13 protein-coding genes are annotated in these 18,856 nt (G+C 60.3%); 6 read left to right on the forward strand and 7 right to left on the reverse strand.

The features are described 5' to 3' along the window. The first annotated feature begins 48 nt into the window (after positions 1 to 48). The 5 genes from H6979_00230 to H6979_00250 all read left to right on the forward strand — a co-directional run bounded on the left by H6979_00230 (position 49) and on the right by H6979_00250 (position 6,374). Complete coding sequence (locus tag H6979_00230; protein MCP5138273.1) at positions 49 to 2,442, forward strand: penicillin acylase family protein; 2,394 nt, start codon at positions 49 to 51, stop codon at positions 2,440 to 2,442. 182 nt (positions 2,443 to 2,624) lie between these two features. Further along, on the forward strand, positions 2,625 to 3,359 hold the full coding sequence (locus tag H6979_00235) for a hypothetical protein (GenBank protein ID MCP5138274.1): 735 nt from the start codon (positions 2,625 to 2,627) through the stop codon (positions 3,357 to 3,359). 134 nt (positions 3,360 to 3,493) lie between these two features. Beyond that, complete coding sequence (locus H6979_00240; GenBank protein ID MCP5138275.1) at positions 3,494 to 4,225, forward strand: hypothetical protein; 732 nt, start codon at positions 3,494 to 3,496, stop codon at positions 4,223 to 4,225. 373 nt (positions 4,226 to 4,598) lie between these two features. Continuing rightward, positions 4,599 to 5,384 (forward strand): hypothetical protein, encoded by a 786-nt coding sequence (locus tag H6979_00245; GenBank protein MCP5138276.1) that lies wholly within the window; start codon positions 4,599 to 4,601, stop codon positions 5,382 to 5,384. Positions 5,385 to 5,678: 294 nt separating this feature from the next. Beyond that, entirely contained in the window at positions 5,679 to 6,374 is a 696-nt protein-coding gene (locus H6979_00250; protein MCP5138277.1) for a hypothetical protein, read from the forward strand. A gap of 78 nt (positions 6,375 to 6,452) precedes the next feature. On the opposite strand, the gene aceE is transcribed toward H6979_00250, so the two are convergent. Genes aceE through nadA form a run of 3 tightly spaced genes read right to left on the reverse strand, consistent with a single transcriptional unit; the run spans position 6,453 to position 11,839 of the window. Next, positions 6,453 to 9,146, reverse strand: a complete 2,694-nt coding sequence (aceE, locus tag H6979_00255; protein ID MCP5138278.1) for a pyruvate dehydrogenase (acetyl-transferring), homodimeric type — start codon at positions 9,144 to 9,146, stop codon at positions 6,453 to 6,455. A gap of 39 nt (positions 9,147 to 9,185) precedes the next feature. Then, a complete protein-coding gene (gene nadB / locus H6979_00260) occupies positions 9,186 to 10,799 on the reverse strand; it encodes an L-aspartate oxidase (GenBank protein MCP5138279.1) in 1,614 nt (537 codons plus the stop codon). Between the two features lie 29 nt (positions 10,800 to 10,828). Further along, positions 10,829 to 11,839 (reverse strand): quinolinate synthase NadA, encoded by a 1,011-nt coding sequence (nadA, locus tag H6979_00265; GenBank protein MCP5138280.1) that lies wholly within the window; start codon positions 11,837 to 11,839, stop codon positions 10,829 to 10,831. Between the two features lie 160 nt (positions 11,840 to 11,999). On the opposite strand from nadA, the gene H6979_00270 reads away from it, so the two are divergent. After that, positions 12,000 to 14,177 (forward strand): EAL domain-containing protein, encoded by a 2,178-nt coding sequence (locus tag H6979_00270; GenBank protein ID MCP5138281.1) that lies wholly within the window; start codon positions 12,000 to 12,002, stop codon positions 14,175 to 14,177. Here the strand turns inward: H6979_00270 and H6979_00275 are convergent. The 4 genes from H6979_00275 to H6979_00290 all read right to left on the reverse strand — a co-directional run bounded on the left by H6979_00275 (position 14,149) and on the right by H6979_00290 (position 18,737). After that, a complete protein-coding gene (locus H6979_00275) occupies positions 14,149 to 14,706 on the reverse strand; it encodes a class I SAM-dependent methyltransferase (GenBank protein ID MCP5138282.1) in 558 nt (185 codons plus the stop codon). The genes H6979_00270 and H6979_00275 overlap by 29 nt on opposite strands. A 2-nt stretch (positions 14,707 to 14,708) precedes the next feature. Then, complete coding sequence (locus H6979_00280) at positions 14,709 to 15,215, reverse strand: hypothetical protein (GenBank protein MCP5138283.1); 507 nt, start codon at positions 15,213 to 15,215, stop codon at positions 14,709 to 14,711. A gap of 10 nt (positions 15,216 to 15,225) precedes the next feature. After that, complete coding sequence (locus H6979_00285; protein ID MCP5138284.1) at positions 15,226 to 18,012, reverse strand: TonB-dependent receptor; 2,787 nt, start codon at positions 18,010 to 18,012, stop codon at positions 15,226 to 15,228. A 164-nt stretch (positions 18,013 to 18,176) separates the two neighbouring features. Beyond that, the gene (locus H6979_00290; GenBank protein ID MCP5138285.1) at positions 18,177 to 18,737 is read right to left on the reverse strand and encodes a GspH/FimT family pseudopilin; all 561 of its coding nucleotides are present in this window, start codon (positions 18,735 to 18,737) and stop codon (positions 18,177 to 18,179) included. Between the last annotated feature and the right edge of the window lie 119 nt (positions 18,738 to 18,856).

An 18,856-nucleotide genomic window follows, 5' to 3' on the forward strand; every position in this document is an offset into this window, starting at 1 on the left:
GTGCTGGCACCATCCGGGTATCGGGTCAGGCGAAGCGGGGAAGGTCGGATGTTGCGCAAGACAGTGGTGGTCGTGCTGTGGCTGTTTGCCCTGTCGGTGGTCGGCATCGCGGTTTTTACGCAGGTGGTTGACCGCTATCAGAGCGATGGTGTCCTGCAGCTGTCGGTGCTCTCGGCGCCGGTACGCGTGGTCCGGGATGAACAGGGCATCCCCTACATCCATGCGAAATCCCTCGACGATGCGATTCGTGCCCAGGGCTGGGTGACGGCGCAGGATCGCCTTCTGCAGATCGATTTTGAGCGCTACCTCGCTGCCGGCCGGCTTTCGGAACTGATTGGCGAATCAGCGCTTGAGTCGGATATCGCGCTGCGTCTGGCGGGTACGGCCCGGCATGGTCGCCGGCATGCAGAGCTGCTCGGTCCCGCTGACCGCCGGTTCTACGAACTGTATCTCGAGGGGCTAAACGCCTACATCGAACACCAGACCGGCGAACACCAGTTCGGCTTCGGGCTGCTCGGCACGCGGCCGGAACCGTGGACGGTGGCCGATGTGATGACGCTGCAGTATTTTCTCAACTGGTCGAGTTCGGTCAATCTGCAGGCCGAACTCATCAGCCAGAAAGTCATCGACCGGCTGGGGGCTGTGAAGGCAGCCGAAATCCGCATGATGACCATCAATCCGGATGACAACAGCGGTACGGGTCTCGATGCTGCCCCTTTACCGACACCGTCGGTCGCGCTGAATCTCGAGGTCGACGCGGCCTGGCTGGCACCGGGTCCAGGGCCACGGGAGATCGGCAGTAACCAGTGGGTGATGAGCGGTGCGCGCTCGATCAATGGTGCGCCGGTGCTCGCCAATGATCCGCATCTGGATGCGCGCAACCTGCCGGGCATCTGGCATCCGGTCGGATTGATTACACCGGAGTTTCGTGCCGTGGGCTCTGCCGGCCCGGGTATTCCCGGTCTCGGTGTCGGGCGCACCAGCCACATCGCCTTTGGCGTGACCAATGCCTATGCCGATGTGATCGATCTGTTCATCGAAACAGAAGATCCGCAGCGACCGGGCAATTACCTGGAAGGCGAGCAGTCCTTTCCCTTCGAGGTGATCGAAGAGACGCTGCGCGTTCGCGCGCGACCGGGATCTTCGGAATTTCACACCGTGCCGCTGAAAATTCGCCTGACGCATCGTGGACCGGTGATTTCTGACCATGGGATGAGCGTGGCCGACGGCAAGCTGATTTCGATGCGCTGGAGCGCGCCCGAGGCCATGGCAGCAGATACCGGCCAGTATGCGTTGTTTACCGCGCGGTCGGTGGAGGAGGCGCGTCGTGCCATCTGGATGAATACCGCGCCATACAATTATGTGATCGCCGATACGGAGGGCAACATCGGCCACGCTACCGCAGGCCGTGTGCCGATACGCAGGCAAGGTGATGGTTCAACACCATTGCCGGTCAGGGACAGTGCCGATGCCTGGGCAGGCTTCATTTCGCCGGACCAGATGCCGGGACAGGTGAATCCCGCACGCGGCTGGGTTGGCAATGCCAATCATCGTACGGTGCCGGCTGATTATCCCTATGCCTATTCGACGTACTTCGCCGCCTCCTGGCGCTATCGCCGCATGATCGAACTGCTCGATCAGCCAGAGCGACTTGGTGCGGACGATCACTGGCAATTCATGCGGGATACGCGAAACACCATGGCCGCACAGATTGCACCGGTGATGGCGCAGGCGTTGCTCGCGGCGGACGATACCCGCGACCTGGGTCAGCTTCTCGCCGACTGGAATCATGTCGACGATACCGGCCTGGTTGCACCGACAGTGTTCCAGGCGGTGTACCGCGAGTTTGCCCGCCAGACTTTCGTCGATGAACTCGGTGCCGAGCTCAGCGAAGAGATGCTCGGCAGCTGGTATTACTGGCATGAACGGCTGGCACAGATGGTTCGCACTGATTCATCGGCGTGGTTTGACGATACCCGGACGCCGGCCGTCGAAAGCCGCGACGATATCTTCCGGCGTGCAGCGCGCCTGGCGCGCAGCGAACTTGCAGAAGCCGCAGGCGCGGATCCCGGTCAGTGGCAATGGGGCCGATTGCACACCGTGACTTTCTTCAGTCCGCTGGTGCCGGGGAAGGGGCCGGCCAACGTATTGGGAGCGGGGACTCATCCCAAGGAGGGCTCGGGCGAAACGCTGAACCGCGCCACTTACAAGTTCGGCAAGCCCTGGGATACGACCACGATCGCTTCGTTGCGCTTCGTGGCGGATCTCGGCGATCCGGACAAGGTGACGGCTGTGCTGGTGGGCGGGGCCAGTGGCCGGCAGTTTGATGCTCACCTCAAAGACCAGACGCCCGCCTGGTTGTCGGGGGAGCCACGCTATTGGTGGTTCAGTGATGGGGCGATCGAGAGCCACGCACGCTCAACGCTGGTCCTGCAGCCCTGAGGTCGTGAATCAGTTGAATTATGTTCAATAAAAAACAGTATAAACAATGACCTGAGTGGCGGATTTATTCCCGGTCTACTTGTATCCACGCCAGTGCAGGGAGTAAGCTGAGTCCATTATTCACAGAACCTTCCCGGAATTGTCCGGAGCAGGTCAGCGATGACTCAGCGGGGAATCATCCGATGCGCAGCGTGAAGACCCTGGCCGGACTCGGCTTGATAGCAGCCGGTTTCAGTGCATTGCCAGCCAATGCCGTACCCGTGACCCTTTGCGGTACCAGCATCTGCTACGAGTACGACAACGACGCACTCGTTAACCCCGGCATCTCGGCCTATGGCGTGCCGACGCTGCTGAGTGGCGATACCCTCAAGTTTGTGCCGACCAACTTCAACGCTGATTCTGATGCCAGCACTTCCATCCCTGGTCCGACACGGGTCGAGCTGTTCAAGTTCTCACGGGTATACACCACCAATGGTGGTGAGATCGCTTCGATATCTATCACCGAGAGCGGTGACTACCAGATCATTGGTGCCGGTTTCGTCAATGTGAACATGCGCCTGCAGAGCGTCGATAATGTCGATGACGGTGCGGCGACGCCGGGCTTCCCCGAAACCACCACGCCACAGTTCAACTGGAATACCTCGACGCCGACCGGCGGTCCGCTGGTCAACTGGTCGCTGACGGGTACGGTCACGCCGGCGGCGCTGTTCTCCGACCTGGCAAGTGATATCGATTTTTCGATACAGAACACCTTGCAGGCATTTGCGACTTCGCCCAACTACGCTTTTGTGCAGAAGAAACTCAGCCTGACGATTACTGCGACCTCGACAGTACCTGTGCCGGCTGCGGTCTGGTTGTTTGGTTCGGGTCTCGGGTTGCTCGGTTTGCTGCGAAGGCGGACCGCGCTGCTTGCCTGAGCGGCGCAAATCCGGATACAGGAAAACCCGCACCAGTGCGGGTTTTTTTTGTTGATGGAAATATCGCGACAATGTTCGGTTTTATGTTGCCTTCGGCACAGCCGATCCTGGCGATTAACTAGAATGAGCTGTCTATGAAAAAAATCCCCCGGCAGATCATTCCTGTGGCCTTGCTCGCAGTGGCTGCGTTTGCGATGCCGGTTCATGCCGCGCCTGTGCAGCTCTGCGGCCAGACAGTGTGCTATGAGTACGACAACGATCCCGCGGTAAATGACGGCCTGTTGCTGTTCGGTGCGCCACGCCTGCTTGGCAACAGTGATGTGCTCAGTTTCACGCCGTCGGTTTCTTACGCGACAGCCTTTGGAGCCGACGGCTTCGACGAGCGGACTGCGAGCTTCCATTTCAACCGTATCTGGTCGCCGGCAGGATTCGAGATCGGTACGATCAGTATCCGTGATTCTGGCGATTACCAGGTGCTCAATGGCGGTACGGTCAGTGCGAGCCTGCGGTTGGAGTCGCGCGATCTGGTTGACGATGGCCATGGCCCGGGTTATCTCGAGTCCGCTGCCGCAGAGAATGGTTTCAGCAGTTCGACAGCAACCGGCCTGCCGTTCCAGAACTGGAGTTATGCAAACAGCATCGACCCCGCTGCTGCCTTTGCCGATCTTGCGACCAGCGTCGATCTGAGCATCTTCGGTCGTCTGCAGGCAACGACCGGATCTCCCGAGCAGATCGCCTTCGTCGCCAGGAAGTTGTCCCTGACGGTGGCGACCGCCGTTGTGCCGGCTCCGGCAGGAGGCTTGCTGCTGGCGACCGCCGCCATGACCTTGCTCGCTCGCGTCCGGCGACGCACCGCCCGGGACTGACCCATCCAGGGTAGCCTGGTGTCGCCGCATAGCGGCGCGCCGGGGATTCCGTGCGCTGGCAGATGGTTTCGGATGCGAAAATATTCTCCTTCTGAAGCGCGTGCTACCGGCACCGCGCCAGGCTCAAGTTGCCATATCGATGGTCCTTCAAACTCTTGAGTGCGCAGGAATTATCTTTTCCCATTGGCGTGCTCTCTTATGTAAAAAACAGCGCGCCTGGATCTGTCATGCGCCCGGCGCATAAATAGTTGTACATGTTTGTTGGGCTGTGTTTAGATCTGACCGTGACCGACTAGGCGACGGGGTCCGGAATAATCAAGAGCTGGCTGCCGGGGCGGTCGGCCGATTCAACAAGGTACGTGGGGAAATATCCATGAAGAACGCCGCAAGACTGACCGGATTGCTATGTGCACTGGCTTTACCAGGCGTTGCTTCGGCGATACCGGTCTATGACACTTTTGGCCCGCTCACCGGGGCAAATTTTGGCGGTAGCGGGATACCCAATGATTCCGTGGCGATTTCCTCGCAGTTCTACGACGGCAACAACCTGATCACGGTCGCGATGAACGCGACGCAGCGCTATTCCAACCCGGTTGTGACCAACAACGGTGCGGGTACTTTCTATGCGGGCACAGGCAGCAATACCGGTGGAAACAACGAAAGCACGACGACCGGTGCGCTGTGGAACTGGAACTACTACATCAAGGTTGAGGGCGTGGGCGCCAATCCGCCGAGCCCGATTCTCACCGACTACGACATCAGTCTCTACTATGATTTCAATCCGGCTTTCGACAATCTCGCCGCATCGACGCTGGGCAAGATCGACGTCACCGCTGCACTCAAGTGTTACGGCTCCACGGCCAGCATCACCCAGGGTTCCGAGAACCTGATGTTTGGTTACCTTGCCAGTGCCGCAACTTGTCCGGTGCCGGGTCCAAATTTCGGTACGGCCCTGCTGACGCCTTCGGTCTCGTTCCCGACCTTCAATCCGAATGTTACGGGTGAATACAACTTCTCCATCCGGGTTGCCCGGGATGGTTGGGGTGTAGAAAACGTGGCCATGGACGTGCAGGTAGTCCCGGTTCCTGCTGCTGTCTGGCTGTTCGGTTCAGCGCTCGGTTTGCTCGGCCTGTCGCGTCGTCGCCTGGCTGCCGCCTGACCGGATCCGGCTCCTGATCTGATGCAAGAAACCCCGCCAATTGGCGGGGTTTTTTCTTGTGGGCCAGGGTTTGTTCTGTTGCGACGCGTTGCGGAGATTGGCCGAAGCTCGTACTGTGGATATCGAATGCGTTGTCTGATCCGGATGCACGGACCCCGAGCAAACCTTAGAAGAAAGCGGCAGATGCCGTTCCAAGTCCTTGAGTTTTTGTTGAATCCTGTTCTCGATACGACATATCTTCTTATGTAAAAAACACGAATCGGCAAGAATTTCTTGCGATAGGTCTTGAAATGCTTGCTCAAGGTGCTGTCGCGTGTTTTTATCAGACCAAGTCCAATAACAAAAAAGGACGCCCCGGGGGGTCCAGTGAAGACAAATTTCCTTCTGGCTACAGCTTTGTTGATTGCCGCAGGGTCTGCAAATGCGGCCTCCGTCTCCTACTACATGAACCAGAGCAATGAAGAGGGAACCTGGGCCGATGGCGTCAACTATCTGCTGGTGACGATTTCCGACAGTCTTGCGAACCCGGGCGACATTGAGTTCCTGGTTACACCCCTCGCAACCCTGACCAGTACGGCGGGGAGTAATTTCGGAATCCAGCGCTTCGGATTTAATACCACCGGCGCAGGCAATGCCCTGACTGCGGCAAACATCATCGACCCGGTGGGTTGGAGCACAACTAGCGGAAATCTCGATGGTTTTGGTGCCTTTGAGGTCAGTGAGGACGGCACCGGTTCGAATCGCCAGAATCCGCTGTTTTTCCGCATCACCGGCATCAGTGGTGACAGCATTTATGACTACGCAGTCAACGGTTCTGGTGGCGCACAAGGCACCTATTTCTTTGCTGCCCACGTGGCTGGCATGACCGTCGGTCCGGGTAGTGCCTTTTTTGGTGGCAGCACCGTCGTGCCGGTTCCCGCTGCTGCCTGGCTGTTCGGTTCAGCGCTCGGTTTGCTTGGCCTGTCGCGACGCCGCCTGGCTGCCGCCTGACCGGATCCGGCTCCTGATCTGATACAAGAAACCCCGCCGGTTGGCGGGGTTCTTCTTTGGTGGGCCAGTTACCCTCTGTCAGCTTCGCATTGTTGCCGGCCCTGCGCTGGCGGGATCCGGCTTGTGCCGGTCTATTCCCAGCGTTCCGGCGGCTGCACCCAGCTCGGCTGCGGACACGGCACCGGCGTCGAAGAGCGCAGCGAGCGCCGCCCAGGCAATGTACTCAGCGCTGACTTCAAACCAGTTCCGCAGCTCCGCGCGGGATTCACTGAGCCCATAGCCATCGGTACCGAGTACCACGTAAGGACCGGGTACCCAGCTGGCGATACTGAGCGGCAGTGATTTCATGTAGTCGCTGGCCGCGACAAATACGCCTTTCTCGGCAGCCAGCAGTTCGACGATATACGGTCTTGAGGGCGTGGTGCCGGGGGCGAGGTGATTCTCCCGTTCGACGCGCAGTCCCTCGCGGCACAGCTCGTTGTAGCTGGTAACGCTCCAGACGTCTGCAGAAACACCGAGCGTTTCCAGCAGTGTCTGCGCGCGCAGAACTTCGGTCATGATCGCTCCGCTGCCAAACAGGTGCGCCTTGCGTTGTTGGTCGGCGACAGGCATCGCAACCCGGAAACGGTACATGCCGCGAATGATCCCTTCAGCTGCGCCATCGACCATCGGCGGCATGGCGTAGTTCTCGTTGTGAATCGTGATGTAGTAGAAGACATTCTCCTGCTGCTCATACATCCGGCGTATGCCTTCGCGGATGATTACCGCCAGCTCACTGGCAAAGGCAGGGTCGTAGCTCAGCAGATTGGGAACGGTGCTGGCGATGACCTGCGAATGTCCGTCCTGGTGCTGCAGTCCTTCGCCATTGAGGGTGGTGCGGCCGGAGGTGCCACCGAGCAGGAAGCCGCGACAGAGCATGTCGCCACAGCTCCAGATCATGTCGCCGACGCGCTGAAAGCCGAAGATCGAATAGAAGATGTAGAAAGGAATCGTCGGGACGCCATGAATTGCATAGGCAGTGCCGGCGGCGAGGAACGAGGCCATGGCGCCCGCTTCACAGATACCTTCCTGCAGGATCTGGCCATCGGTGGCTTCGCGATAGGGCATCAGTGTCGAGCTGTCGACGGGCCGGTACTTCTGCCCCTCCGAGGAGTAGATGCCGGCCTTTCGGAACAGCGCTTCCATGCCGAAGGTGCGAGCCTCGTCCGGTACGATCGGCACGATGTAGCGGCCGAGTTCCGGCTGGTCCATGAGCCTGGAGAGCATGCGTACGAAGGCCATGGTCGTGGAAAGCGTTCGCTCACCGGAGCCGTTCAGCTGCTCCTGAAACAGCGTCAGCGGCGGGGCAGGCAGGGCAGGGCAGTCGACCTGCCGTTGCGGCCATGCACCACCGAGTTCAGTGCGCCGGTTTAGCAGATAGCGGATTTCCTCGCTGTCGACGGGCGGCCGGTAGAAGTCAGCCCGCGCCGCCGCTTCATCGGACAGCGGGATGCCCAGCCGGCGGGCGGTTTCCTGGCGTTCCTCCAGGGCCAGGTTCTTCTTTTGATGCACGACATTGGAGCCTTCATAGCCCTGCATGCCGTAGCCCTTGATGGTCTTGATCAGGATGACCGTTGGCCGGCCTTCGCTCTGTATCGCGCGGTTGAAGGCAGCGTAGATCTTGCGCTGGTCATGACCGCCGCGCTTGATGCAGCGGATCTCCTCGTCAGAGCGCACGCGCATGATGTCGGCGAGGCGCGGATCGTTCTCGACCCAGTGCGCGCGCACTTCCGGGCCGCTGGATACCGAGTACATCTGGTAATCGCCATCCACGGCGCGTTCCATGCGCGCCTGCAGTACGCCTTCGTGGTCTATCGCGAACAGCGCATCCCACTCGCCACTCCAGATCACCTTGATGACATTCCAGTTCGCGCCACGGAAGCTGCGCTCGAGTTCCTGGATGATCTTGCCGTTGCCGCGCACCGGTCCGTCGAGCCGCTGCAGATTGCAGTTGACGACCATGATCAGGTTATCGAGGCGCTCGCGTGCAGCGATGTTGATCGTGCCCAGCACTTCCGGTTCGTCGGCCTCGCCATCGCCGATGAAGTTCCAGACCTTGCCGCCGTTCTTCGGCTTCAGGCCGCGGTTCTCCAGATATTTGGCGAAACGTGCCTGATAGATGCAGCTCGGTGTGGACAGCCCCATCGATGCACAGGGTGAAATCCAGAAGTCCGGCATGTTGCGCGGGTGCGGATAGGAGGAGAGGCCGCCGCCCGGCGCCAGTTCGCGCCGGAAATTCATCAGCTGCTCAACCGACAGCCGGCCCTCCAGCAGCGCCCGTGCATAGATTCCCGGTGAGCAGTGCGCCTGGATGCTGACCAGGTCGCCGCCGTAGTCGGGCCCCTTGTTGCGGAAGAAGTGCTGAAGGCCCACCTCAAGCATGGTTGCGCCCGAAGCATATGTGCCGATATGGCCACCGACTCCCGCGCCACTGTCGTAGCCGCGCAGCACCATGGCCATGGCGTTCCAGCGATTGATGTTCTCGATGCGCTGCTCGAGTTCGATATTGCCGGGATAGGCCGGCTGTTCCTCGAGCGGGATCGTATTCCGATAGGGGGTATTGAGCGTGGCATCTTCGATGATGACGTTGGCGTTGCTCAGGTAGTCGCGTACCGCGCGGAACAGTGCCTTGGCCCGTTCCGGACCTTCGGTTTCCAGTACGGACTCGATGGAATCGATCCACTCCCGCAGCTCATCGTCACCCGGGTCCATATCCGCGCGTCTTACAGCCATGTGTACATGCTCCACAGAACTGTGGAGAGGATAACCCGATTAGCCGGATGGATGGATGCGTCCAGGGCTCAGAATGGTATCTCGCACTTCGGCATCGGGCAGTGCCTGTGGATAATCGAGGTTGCAGTGCAGTCCGCGGCTTTCGTGGCGCGACTGGGCGCTGACGATGGTGAGTTCAGCGATCAGCACCAGGTTGCGCAGTTCGATCAGATCGTTGGTCACGCGGAAGTGGCTGTAGAACTCGGCGATTTCACTGCGCAGCAGGTCAACGCGATGGCGTGCGCGCGCCAGCCGCTTGTTGGTGCGTACGATGCCTACATAGCTCCACATGAAGCGGCGCAGTTCGTCCCAGTTGTGCGAGACCACCACCTGTTCGTCGGGATCCGTGACCCGGCTTTCGTCCCAGGGCGGGATGTCGGGTACGGGCGTCTTGTCACTGCCCAGTTCGCGCAGGATGCGGTCGTGGGCTGCTTCGGCAAATACCAGACATTCGAGCAGCGAATTGCTGGCCAGGCGGTTCGCCCCGTGGAGGCCGGTGCAGGTGCATTCACCAACCGCAAACAATCCATGCAGATCGGTTGCGGCATCCAGGTCCGTAACGATACCGCCGCAGGAATAGTGTGCGGCCGGTACCACGGGAATCGGATCACGGGTGATATCGATGCCAAAGCCGAGTAACCGTTGGCGGATGTTCGGGAAATGACGCGTGATCTCGGCGGCGGGCTTGTGACTGATGTCCAGGTACACGCAGTCAAATCCGCCGCGCTTCATTTCCGCGTCGATTGCCCGGGCCACGATATCGCGTGGCGCGAGTTCGGCCCGTGGATCATGGTCGGACATGAATTGACGACCATCCGGCAGGCGCAGAACGCCGCCTTCTCCCCGTACCGCTTCCGAAATCAGCAACGACTTGGCCAGCGGATGGAACAGGCAGGTCGGGTGAAACTGCACAAATTCCATGTTGGCCACACGGCAACCGGCACGCCATGCCATGGCGATGCCGTCGCCCGTGGACGTGTCGGGGTTCGACGTATACAGGTAGACCTTTGCGGCGCCACCCGTTGCGAGAATCACTGCGCGTGCGGCGATGGCCTCGACCTGTCCCGTATTGCGGTTCAACGCATAGGCGCCGACGCAGCGGTTGCGTCCCGGCAGACGAAGTTTTTCAGTGGTGATGAGGTCGATTCCGATGCGGTCATCAAGAATCCGGATGCCGGCATGTGCCTCTGCGCGGCTTGCCAGGCGGCTGATCACTGCATCACCGGTTGCATCCGTCGTATGCACGACACGGCGGCGTGAGTGGCCACCCTCACGTGTGAGATGCAGGTCTTCCGGCCGGCTGTCATCGACGGGCGTGAACTGCACGCCCTGGTCTACCAGCCAATGGATTGCGCGCGGTGCCTTGCCGACGACGAAGTCCACGGTTTCGCTTTTGCAGAGACCGGCACCTGCTGCCAGGGTGTCGGCCGCGTGCTCTGCGGTGGAGTCCTCGGGGTCAATGGCGGCCGCGATACCGCCCTGGGCCCAGGCGCTGGAGCTCTCAGCCGAGGGCTTCTTGCGCAGGATACCGACAGACAGGCCGGAGTCTGCCAGGCGCAACGCGGAGGACAGACCGCCGAGCCCGCCGCCGATGACGAGTACGTCAAAGTGGATCGCTGAAGTCATTTGGGCGAGTGCCCGAATCAGTCGCGCGCAGCACTGCGGCCAACGGCCAGCATGCGGTCAAGTGACAGCTTGGCGCGCTGTGCGATCTCTGCGGGAACGTCAATGGCCGGACTCAAGGTCTCCAGGGCGGCGAGGATGCGGGGCAGGGTAATGCGCTTCATGTGCGGGCACAGGTTGCAGGGCTGGATGAACTCGATATCGGGAAACTCGACTGCAACATTGCCGGCCATCGAGCACTCGGTGATCATTGCGACCTGCTTCGGGTGGACCTTCCCGACGTGGTCGATCATCGCCGAAGTGGATCCGACGTAGTCCGCTTCCTCCAGGACATCTTCCGGACATTCCGGATGCGCCATGACATGGATGCCCGGGTGCATGCCGCGGAACTCGCGCAGTTCAGCGCCCGAGAAGCGTTCGTGGACCTCACAGGCACCTTCCCACATGACCAGCTCGACTTTGGTCTGGCTGGCCACGTATTTTCCGAGAAACTGGTCGGGGATGAAGATCACCTTGTCGACACCCAGCGACTCGACGACCTGTACCGCATTGGCCGAGGTACAGCAGATATCCGATTCTGCCTTGACCTCGGCCGACGTATTGACATAAGTCACGACTGGCAGGCCCGGGTGCCTGGCGCGGAGGGCGCGAACATCGGCACCGGTGATTGACGCGGCGAGAGAGCAACCGGCCTGCAGGTCGGGCAGCAGGACGGTCTTTTCCGGGCTGAGGATCTTGGCCGTCTCCGCCATGAAGTGCACGCCGCACATGACGATGATATTGCCCTCGGTGCGCGCCCCGAACTGGGCCAGGCCGAGCGAGTCTCCCGAGTAGTCCGCGACACCGTGAAAGATCTCCGGCGTCATGTAGTTATGTACAAGAATCAGTGCCTTGCGCTCGCGCTTCAGGTGGTTGATGGCTGAAATCAGCGGTGCATGAACGGACCATTCCACGTCGGGTATCACTTGACGCACGCGGTCATAGAGGTCGCGGGTTTCGCGCTCGATTTCGGCAGTAAAGGCGGATGTCATTCCTTGGTCTCGTCCGTGGCAGGGGCGCGGATCATGCGCAGAAGCGTGAAGTATAAGGCACCAGCCGGTCTGCGCGATCTGCGAGGGGGGTCACGTCGTTCGAGCCGTGATTTCGTCAGAATTTCAGCAGGTTGGACGATACAAGGCTGCTGCGGGATTTATGGCTGATGCTCCGGCACAGGACCAGGTGCTCGGCGATTACGCTGCGTTGCTGCGTATCCTGCTGCCGCAGGCCTGTGGCTTCTATTGCTACAGCCGGGAGGGTGCTGCGATCTGGAAGGATCCCGGTTCCGGTGCAGTGAGACCCGATGGTCGCTATGAATCCGCACTCGCTGCGTTTCGCGAGGGCGAATGCACGGTTGCCGAGCGCGTGGACCTTGGTCATGGGGCTGGGTATCTGCTGCCCTTGCGCAGTGAGAAGGACCAGGCACTCGGTGTACTGGTGATCCTCGTTGAACCGCCGGCAAGCACAATGGACGCGGTGCGCTGCCTCGAACTCACACGCCCCGCCGTGCAGACATTGCAGCGTGAGCTGAGTCTCCGCTTCAGGCTGCTGGACAGTTACCGCAAACTCAACGTACAGGCCGCTGAAGAGCGGCTGCTGCATGACGTGGATCGTGTGGCTCATGATGATGGCGATTGCAATCATGTGCTGGGCAAGGTGCTGGCTCTGTGCCGCCACTATCTGCAGGTTGATTCAGCAGCGCTGCTGGTGCCCGACCGGCGAATTGCCCTGATCCAGGGTGAGGGGCTCAAGCATGCCGAGCTGGCCTCGATGCTTGACGCGAGCATCGAGGCGCAACGTGAAGCCGGTGTCCGCATGATGCCGCCGGACAAGTGGTTCGGTTCCGATCTGTATACCGTCAATATCTGCCATGCCGATAAACGTCAGGCCGGAATCCTCGCGCTGGCCGGCTGGCGCACTGCGGACTTCAGTCTGCGTCGCCGTTCGCGCGTTGCGCGTTATCTGGCTTCACACATCGAGACCATTCTGCAGCGGGGCTTCGATGACCTGACAGGCTTCATGGCCTGGTCGAGTTTCGAAGAACTGCTCAGGTCCATGGGGCAGGCTTCCGGCAACAGCAACAATGCCCTGCTTTATTTCGATATGGACCGTCTGCATGTGGCCAACGACACGCTCGGTCGTGAGGTCGGAGACGAGATCCTGAGCGGATTCGCAAAAATTGCGCGAGAGGAGCTGCCAGGTCATCTGCTGACCCGCATCACCAGCGACAGCTTTGCGGCCCTGCTGGTCGATACCGATATCGAGATGGCGCGGCAGCATGCGGAGAAGATCTGTAGCAGCGTGCGTCTGCTTGAATTTGGTCGCGGTGACCGCATCTACCGGGCTTCCGTGAGCATCGGCGTGGGACCCCTGGGCGGCGGCGACGAGGTTGAGGGCGGGCCGCTCGCAGCCGCCAAGGTCGCTTGCGGTGCCGCCAAGGATCGTGGGCGCGGGCGCGTCGAGGTCTACCAGCCTGCGGACGAATCAATCATCCAGCGCTTTGATGACATCCGTCTGGTCGGCCAGATCCGCAATGCCATAGAGTCAGACCGGCTGATGCTGGTGGCCCAGGCGATCGTCCCCATCAGGGAAGGCACGGGTCATCCCTATTGCGAAGTGCTGGTGCGCTTTCTCGACAACGAGGATCGTCACATATCGCCGGCTGACTTTCTGTCGGCGGCAGAACGCTACCAGCTCATGGAGGAGCTGGATCGCTGGGTTGTAACTCGTACGCTGCAGTTGCTGGAGCCCCATGCTGCACGCCTCGCCGGTACCGGTACCCGCTTCGCAATCAACCTGTCCGGACAAAGCCTGGGCAGTGAGCAGTTCCTGCCCTTCGTGCAGGAGCGGATCGTTGCGAGCAGCGTGCCGCCGGAGATGCTGTGTTTCGAGATCACCGAGTCCGTGGCAGTTGCCAACCTTCAGCGTGCGCAGACTTTCATGCACACGCTGAAACGGACCGGTTGCAAGTTTTCACTGGATGATTTCGGGACCGGGCTCAGTTCCTTCGCCTACCTGAAGCTGTTCCCGGTGGATACACTAAAGATCGACGGCAGCTTCATCCATGATCTGAGTTCGAACGTGGTATCGCAGTCAGTGGTGGCAGCGATCTCGGAAGTGGCGCGGGTGATGCAGCTCGATTCCGTTGCGGAGTTCGTGCAGGACGAAGCGACCCTGGCGCTGTTGCGCAAGCTGGGGATTACCTGGGCGCAGGGTTACCTGTTTGGTCAGCCTGCATCGCTGAGTGAGCGGATTGCCGGACTCGTTGGCAACAGCAGCGAGGCTGCCGTTGTCGCTTCGCCGCTCAGGTCGCGTTCAGTGCGACGTACGTAGACGCATTCATCGCACAGATCCGCTGCCTCACGGCGGGTTTGGGCAGGCGTTCCAGGCCATGCTCGTAGGCGACGATCTGCAGGCGCTTGCTGAATACTGACAGCAATTCACCGGGTGTCAGCAAGAAGTCCGGATTGCGAGGGTGGCCATAAGCTTCGTTGCCAGAGGCGAAGGTATCCATCAGCAATACACCGCCGGGGAGCAGCGTATCGGCCAGCCAGGCAAAGTGAGGCCGGTGCAGATAGTTGCTGACGATCACGGCGGCAAACTGTTCACCGATGAACGGTTGCTCGCCGGTTTCAAGATCGATTTCCAGAAGCCGAATACGCGGATCGCCGCGCCGGTCAGCGAGGCCACTGACGTCTATATCCGCGGCCGTCACCGGATGGCCAGAGTCTGCGAGCAGGCGGGTATGCCGCCCTTTGCCGCAGGCCAGATCGAGCACCCGGCCGCCGGCCGGGATCAGGTGCCGGAAACGCAGCACCCAGGCCGATGGCGCAAGGCTTTCTGCCTGCTTGCGATTGCTCATGGTCAGTCCGTCCGGCGCACACGGATGCTGCGGCCACCGGACTGTTTATACAGCAGCCAGGAACCGAAGGACGCCTTGCGGATCCGGATACTGTCGCCCGGCGCGAGCGGCAATGGCCGGCCATCGATCTGCTCCCAGCGCTGCCCGTTCTGCAATGTGAACAGCAGCTTTCCGTCCGCACGTGTTTCGACTGACGTGATCTCCGTATCAAGCATCTGCGGCGGCTTGATGCCCGTTTGCTCCTGCAGCGCTGTGCTGGTCCGGGCGGCATCGCGTCCGAACAGGGACTCGCCACTGATCGCGGCCAATGCGTCTCCGGGCGGAGGGGTGCTGTCAGCAAGCGCGTCATAGCAGGCCAGGCGTGCCCTGTCGCTGGCGATGCTCCGACAGGCTTCCAGTTCACTGCCGATCGCAAGTGCCGGAAAGCTTGCGGCCACCAGCAGGGTGGCCAGGTGGAACGATACGGGGCAGCCCGCTCTGGCTGCCCCGGTTGCGGATCGTCCGGTCACCGAGGCCCGCTCAGAACTTCGCTCGTACGCCTGCAAAGTAGAAGCGGCCGACCATGTCGTAGGTGCTCGGGTCGGTGTTCTGGTCGATGCTGTTCTCGTAGACCGGCGGCTCCTTGTCGAACAGGTTGCGGATACCGGCTGAAAGTTCGAAGGTCTCGTCGATTGCCCAGACTGCACCCAGGTCGTGATAGGTGTGGCTTGGCAGGTTCTTGTAGCCGCCATCCTCGAACACCGGAATATTTCCCTGGTTTTTCATGGCATCGATATAGGTCGTGGTCCACGTGACATTGACCGGACCGATGTCATAGCCGAGGCGCAGCACGGCCTTGTATTCGGGAAAAGAACCCCGGATGTTGTAGTAGCCACTGGTATCTGCGTAGTCGATACCATCCAGCACGTATTCGTCGAGCCACGACAGCATGAACGACAGCCGCAGCGTCTCACCCAGACCGGATACGCGCTTGCTGGCGAACTCCATCGGAATCCCGTACTGGATTTGCAGGTCTACTCCCGAGGTCTTCAGGCTCGATTCGTTTATCAGCGGTACATTGACCTTCAGATTGCTGGCCATGTCACGATAGATCAGCGGCAAGCCGAGCTCGTCGCTGTAGCAGGCAGGGCTGTCCAGGTCGAGTGAGGCGAAGCAGGCGTCAATAATGCCGTAGGCGCCGCCTCCCAGCGGGTTGATGTAGTCCTCGACGTCAATGTTCCAGTAATCGACGGAAATCTGCAGGTCGGGAATCGAGTCCGGTTGCAGCACAAGACCGAGGGTATAGGTATCGGTGGTTTCTTCCTTGAGTGAGGGGCTTCCGTATTCGAAGAATTCGTTTTGTGTGCTGCCGGTATTGAAGGCCAGGGTGTCGGTTACGCCCTGTTCGGCACAAAAGGCAGCGGTATCGGGATCATCCAGCGGGTCAAGACCTTCGCATGGATCGTAGTAGATGCCGGTATAGCCCTGATCCCCGTTCTCGAGGATTTCGAACAGACTGGGTGCCCGGCTGGCGCGCTGATACATTCCGCGCACGCGGACCGTGTCCACAGGTGCCCAGTTGAGGCCAGCCTTGTAGGCAGTTACATCACCGATGGTCGAGTAGTCGGAGTAACGCACACCGAGCTCAGCATCGAGAAAGCCGATGCCGGGCGCGTCATTGATCAGCGGAATGCGCAGCTCGCCAAACAGTTCCTTCACGTCAAAGCTGCCGCTGACCGGCTGTTGGGCGTTGAAGCCGAGGATGTCGCCGCTTTGCTTGGCCTGGTCGGGCCGGTAGCTCGACTTGTCTTCCCGGTATTCGGCACCGAGGGCGAATCCCATGTCGCCGGCCGGAAGGGTCATGAGCGTACCGTTGATCGTGCCGTTGACAACCGTGCGGCGAAATACCGTGCTGTCGGCAAAATTGAGCCGGATCCAGTCGGCTGCATCGGCACTGATGTTGCCGGCCCCGAAGGGGTTGACGGCTATGCAACCGGGGTTGAACTGCAGGTAATCGGCAGGGCAACCGGCGATGCCGGCTTCGAAGCGGGAGCGGGATACGTCGTTGCTGGTGTAGTTGTCAAAGTCCGTCCGCCCATATGACAGGTAGCTGTCGTACTGCCAGTCCTTGTAGCCCAGATCGCCGCGCAGTCCAGCCGTGATCTGCGCGAGCGTCGAATCATTTTCCTGCACACGGACGCCGGTCTCGACCATGCGCCGGCTGAGCACTGCCGGTCCGGTCGGGTCATCGCGCGAAGCGAGCAGATCCAGTGCAGACTGTGTAAGGAACGGGCTGTCCAGGTCCACGCTCACGCCGGTTGCCGGCGTGGGCGCCAGCTGGACACTGTTGCGACTGTTTACGTAGAGCAGTTCGGCATAGGCTTCCGCGTGGTCGTTGATCTCGAATCTTCCCAGGCCGCCGAGCTGGAAACGCGTTTGCGGCGTCAGCAGAAAGTTGTCCGGTGCAAAATTGTAGCGGTCGCCGAGGCCATCACTGGTTTCGGGCAGCAGGTTGATGAAACCGCGTACGGTGCCGTCAGGATTGAATGCGTAATTTTGGGTGAAGCCGCCTTCGCCGTCATCTGTCTCCGGAAACGGATTATTCGATACGTTATCGAGGCGGCCTCCGCGGCTGATAAACGATCCACCCTGTGCATCGATCCGCGTATAGCTGCGATCTCCCTGCAGTATTGATTCGCGGTCGTAGTAGCTCGCATACAGGGTGGTATTGCCACGGCCATCGGCAAAGTTGCCACCGAGCACCATGTCAAGCTGATACTCGTTGCCATCGCCCTGGTCTGAAAAACCGTTCTGGTAGCCGATATCGAGTCCCTCAAAGTCATTCTTGAGGATGAAGTTGACGACACCAGCCATGGCGTCAGAGCCGTACACAGCCGAGGCGCCGCCAGTCACTACCTCGATACGATCGATCAGCGGGGTCGGTATGTTGTTGAGATCGACGGTACCGTCATTGACGGAGGGGTTCAGCCGGCGGCCGTTAATGAGTACGAGGGTCCTGGTCGGTTTGAGACCGCGCAGATCGACAGTCGTGGTGCCATCCCCCGGATTGTTCGACGTTGCCGAAAAGCCTGGCACGACCTGCGGCAGGGTATTCAGCAGTTGCTCGATATTGGTCCGGCCGGTCGATTCGATAACGTCTGAAGTCAGCGTCGATATGGGGCTGGTTGCAACAAAATCGTCGAGGCGGATACGCGATCCCGTAACGATGATCTCTTCTTCCGCATGGCCGATGCCTATGGTCAGGCTGGTGATGCATAGTGTGAAAAACATGCCACGACGGATGGCGTACAGAATCGGGTTTTGCATGGTTCCCCCTGAGGCGAATGGATTTCAGTAACTGATGGAATGAAGTCCGCAAGCTTTGCCCGTGCCGATACTAGCAAGTGTACGGCTGTACCGGGCATCGACTGTTCTGCGACCAGTGTGCCGGGCATACACCCTTTGCGGCAGCGGGAAACAAGCCAGACGCTTCAAATATCCGTGCAATCGGGCGCGTTGCCGTTTGCAAGTTTCGGCGAGAGCGCCGGTTCACCGACCGGGTTGACGATCACCACCTGGGCGGACGTATCTGTGCCTACGGCACAGAAAATGAAGTCTCCGGTGTGTTGCTGGCTGTCGGGAGCGACCACGCGGCCCGACGGTTCGTAGCTGAACGCACGACTGAAAGTTTCGGAATTGATGACAAAGCCGGGAACCGGTGGCGAGACGCCAAGTATCAGTTCGTCCGGATCGATACCCTGATTCCGGTTGCTGTCAACGAACCGGATCCAGCCGGATTCCCAGGTGGTCTCCGCGCAGCTGCGCAGGTCAAGGCTCGGACAGACCGCTATTGGCGCATTGCGTGTAATCGCTTCGCTGCGCGCCATATGCATGGTCGCGACCAGCTGATTTACGGCAGTGGCACGGGCATTGTCGCGTGCCAGGCTCTCAAGACCGGGGATGGCGAGCGACAGGCTGATACCCAGTACCGCGAGAGTGGTCAGGGTCTCCCCCAGCGTGAAACCATGCTGGCGGGTGCCAGACTGCTGCATGACGGTTCCCCCTCCTCGATGCCAGGACCGGAGTGAGGATAGGAACTGGCGCCGGCGCTGACGTTGAAGCGCGTCACGTCCCGGCCGGAAATAGTAAAATTGCAATCGGGGCTCTGTGG

Source organism: Chromatiales bacterium (genome assembly GCA_024234935.1).
Classification (GTDB): Bacteria; Pseudomonadota; Gammaproteobacteria; order Steroidobacterales.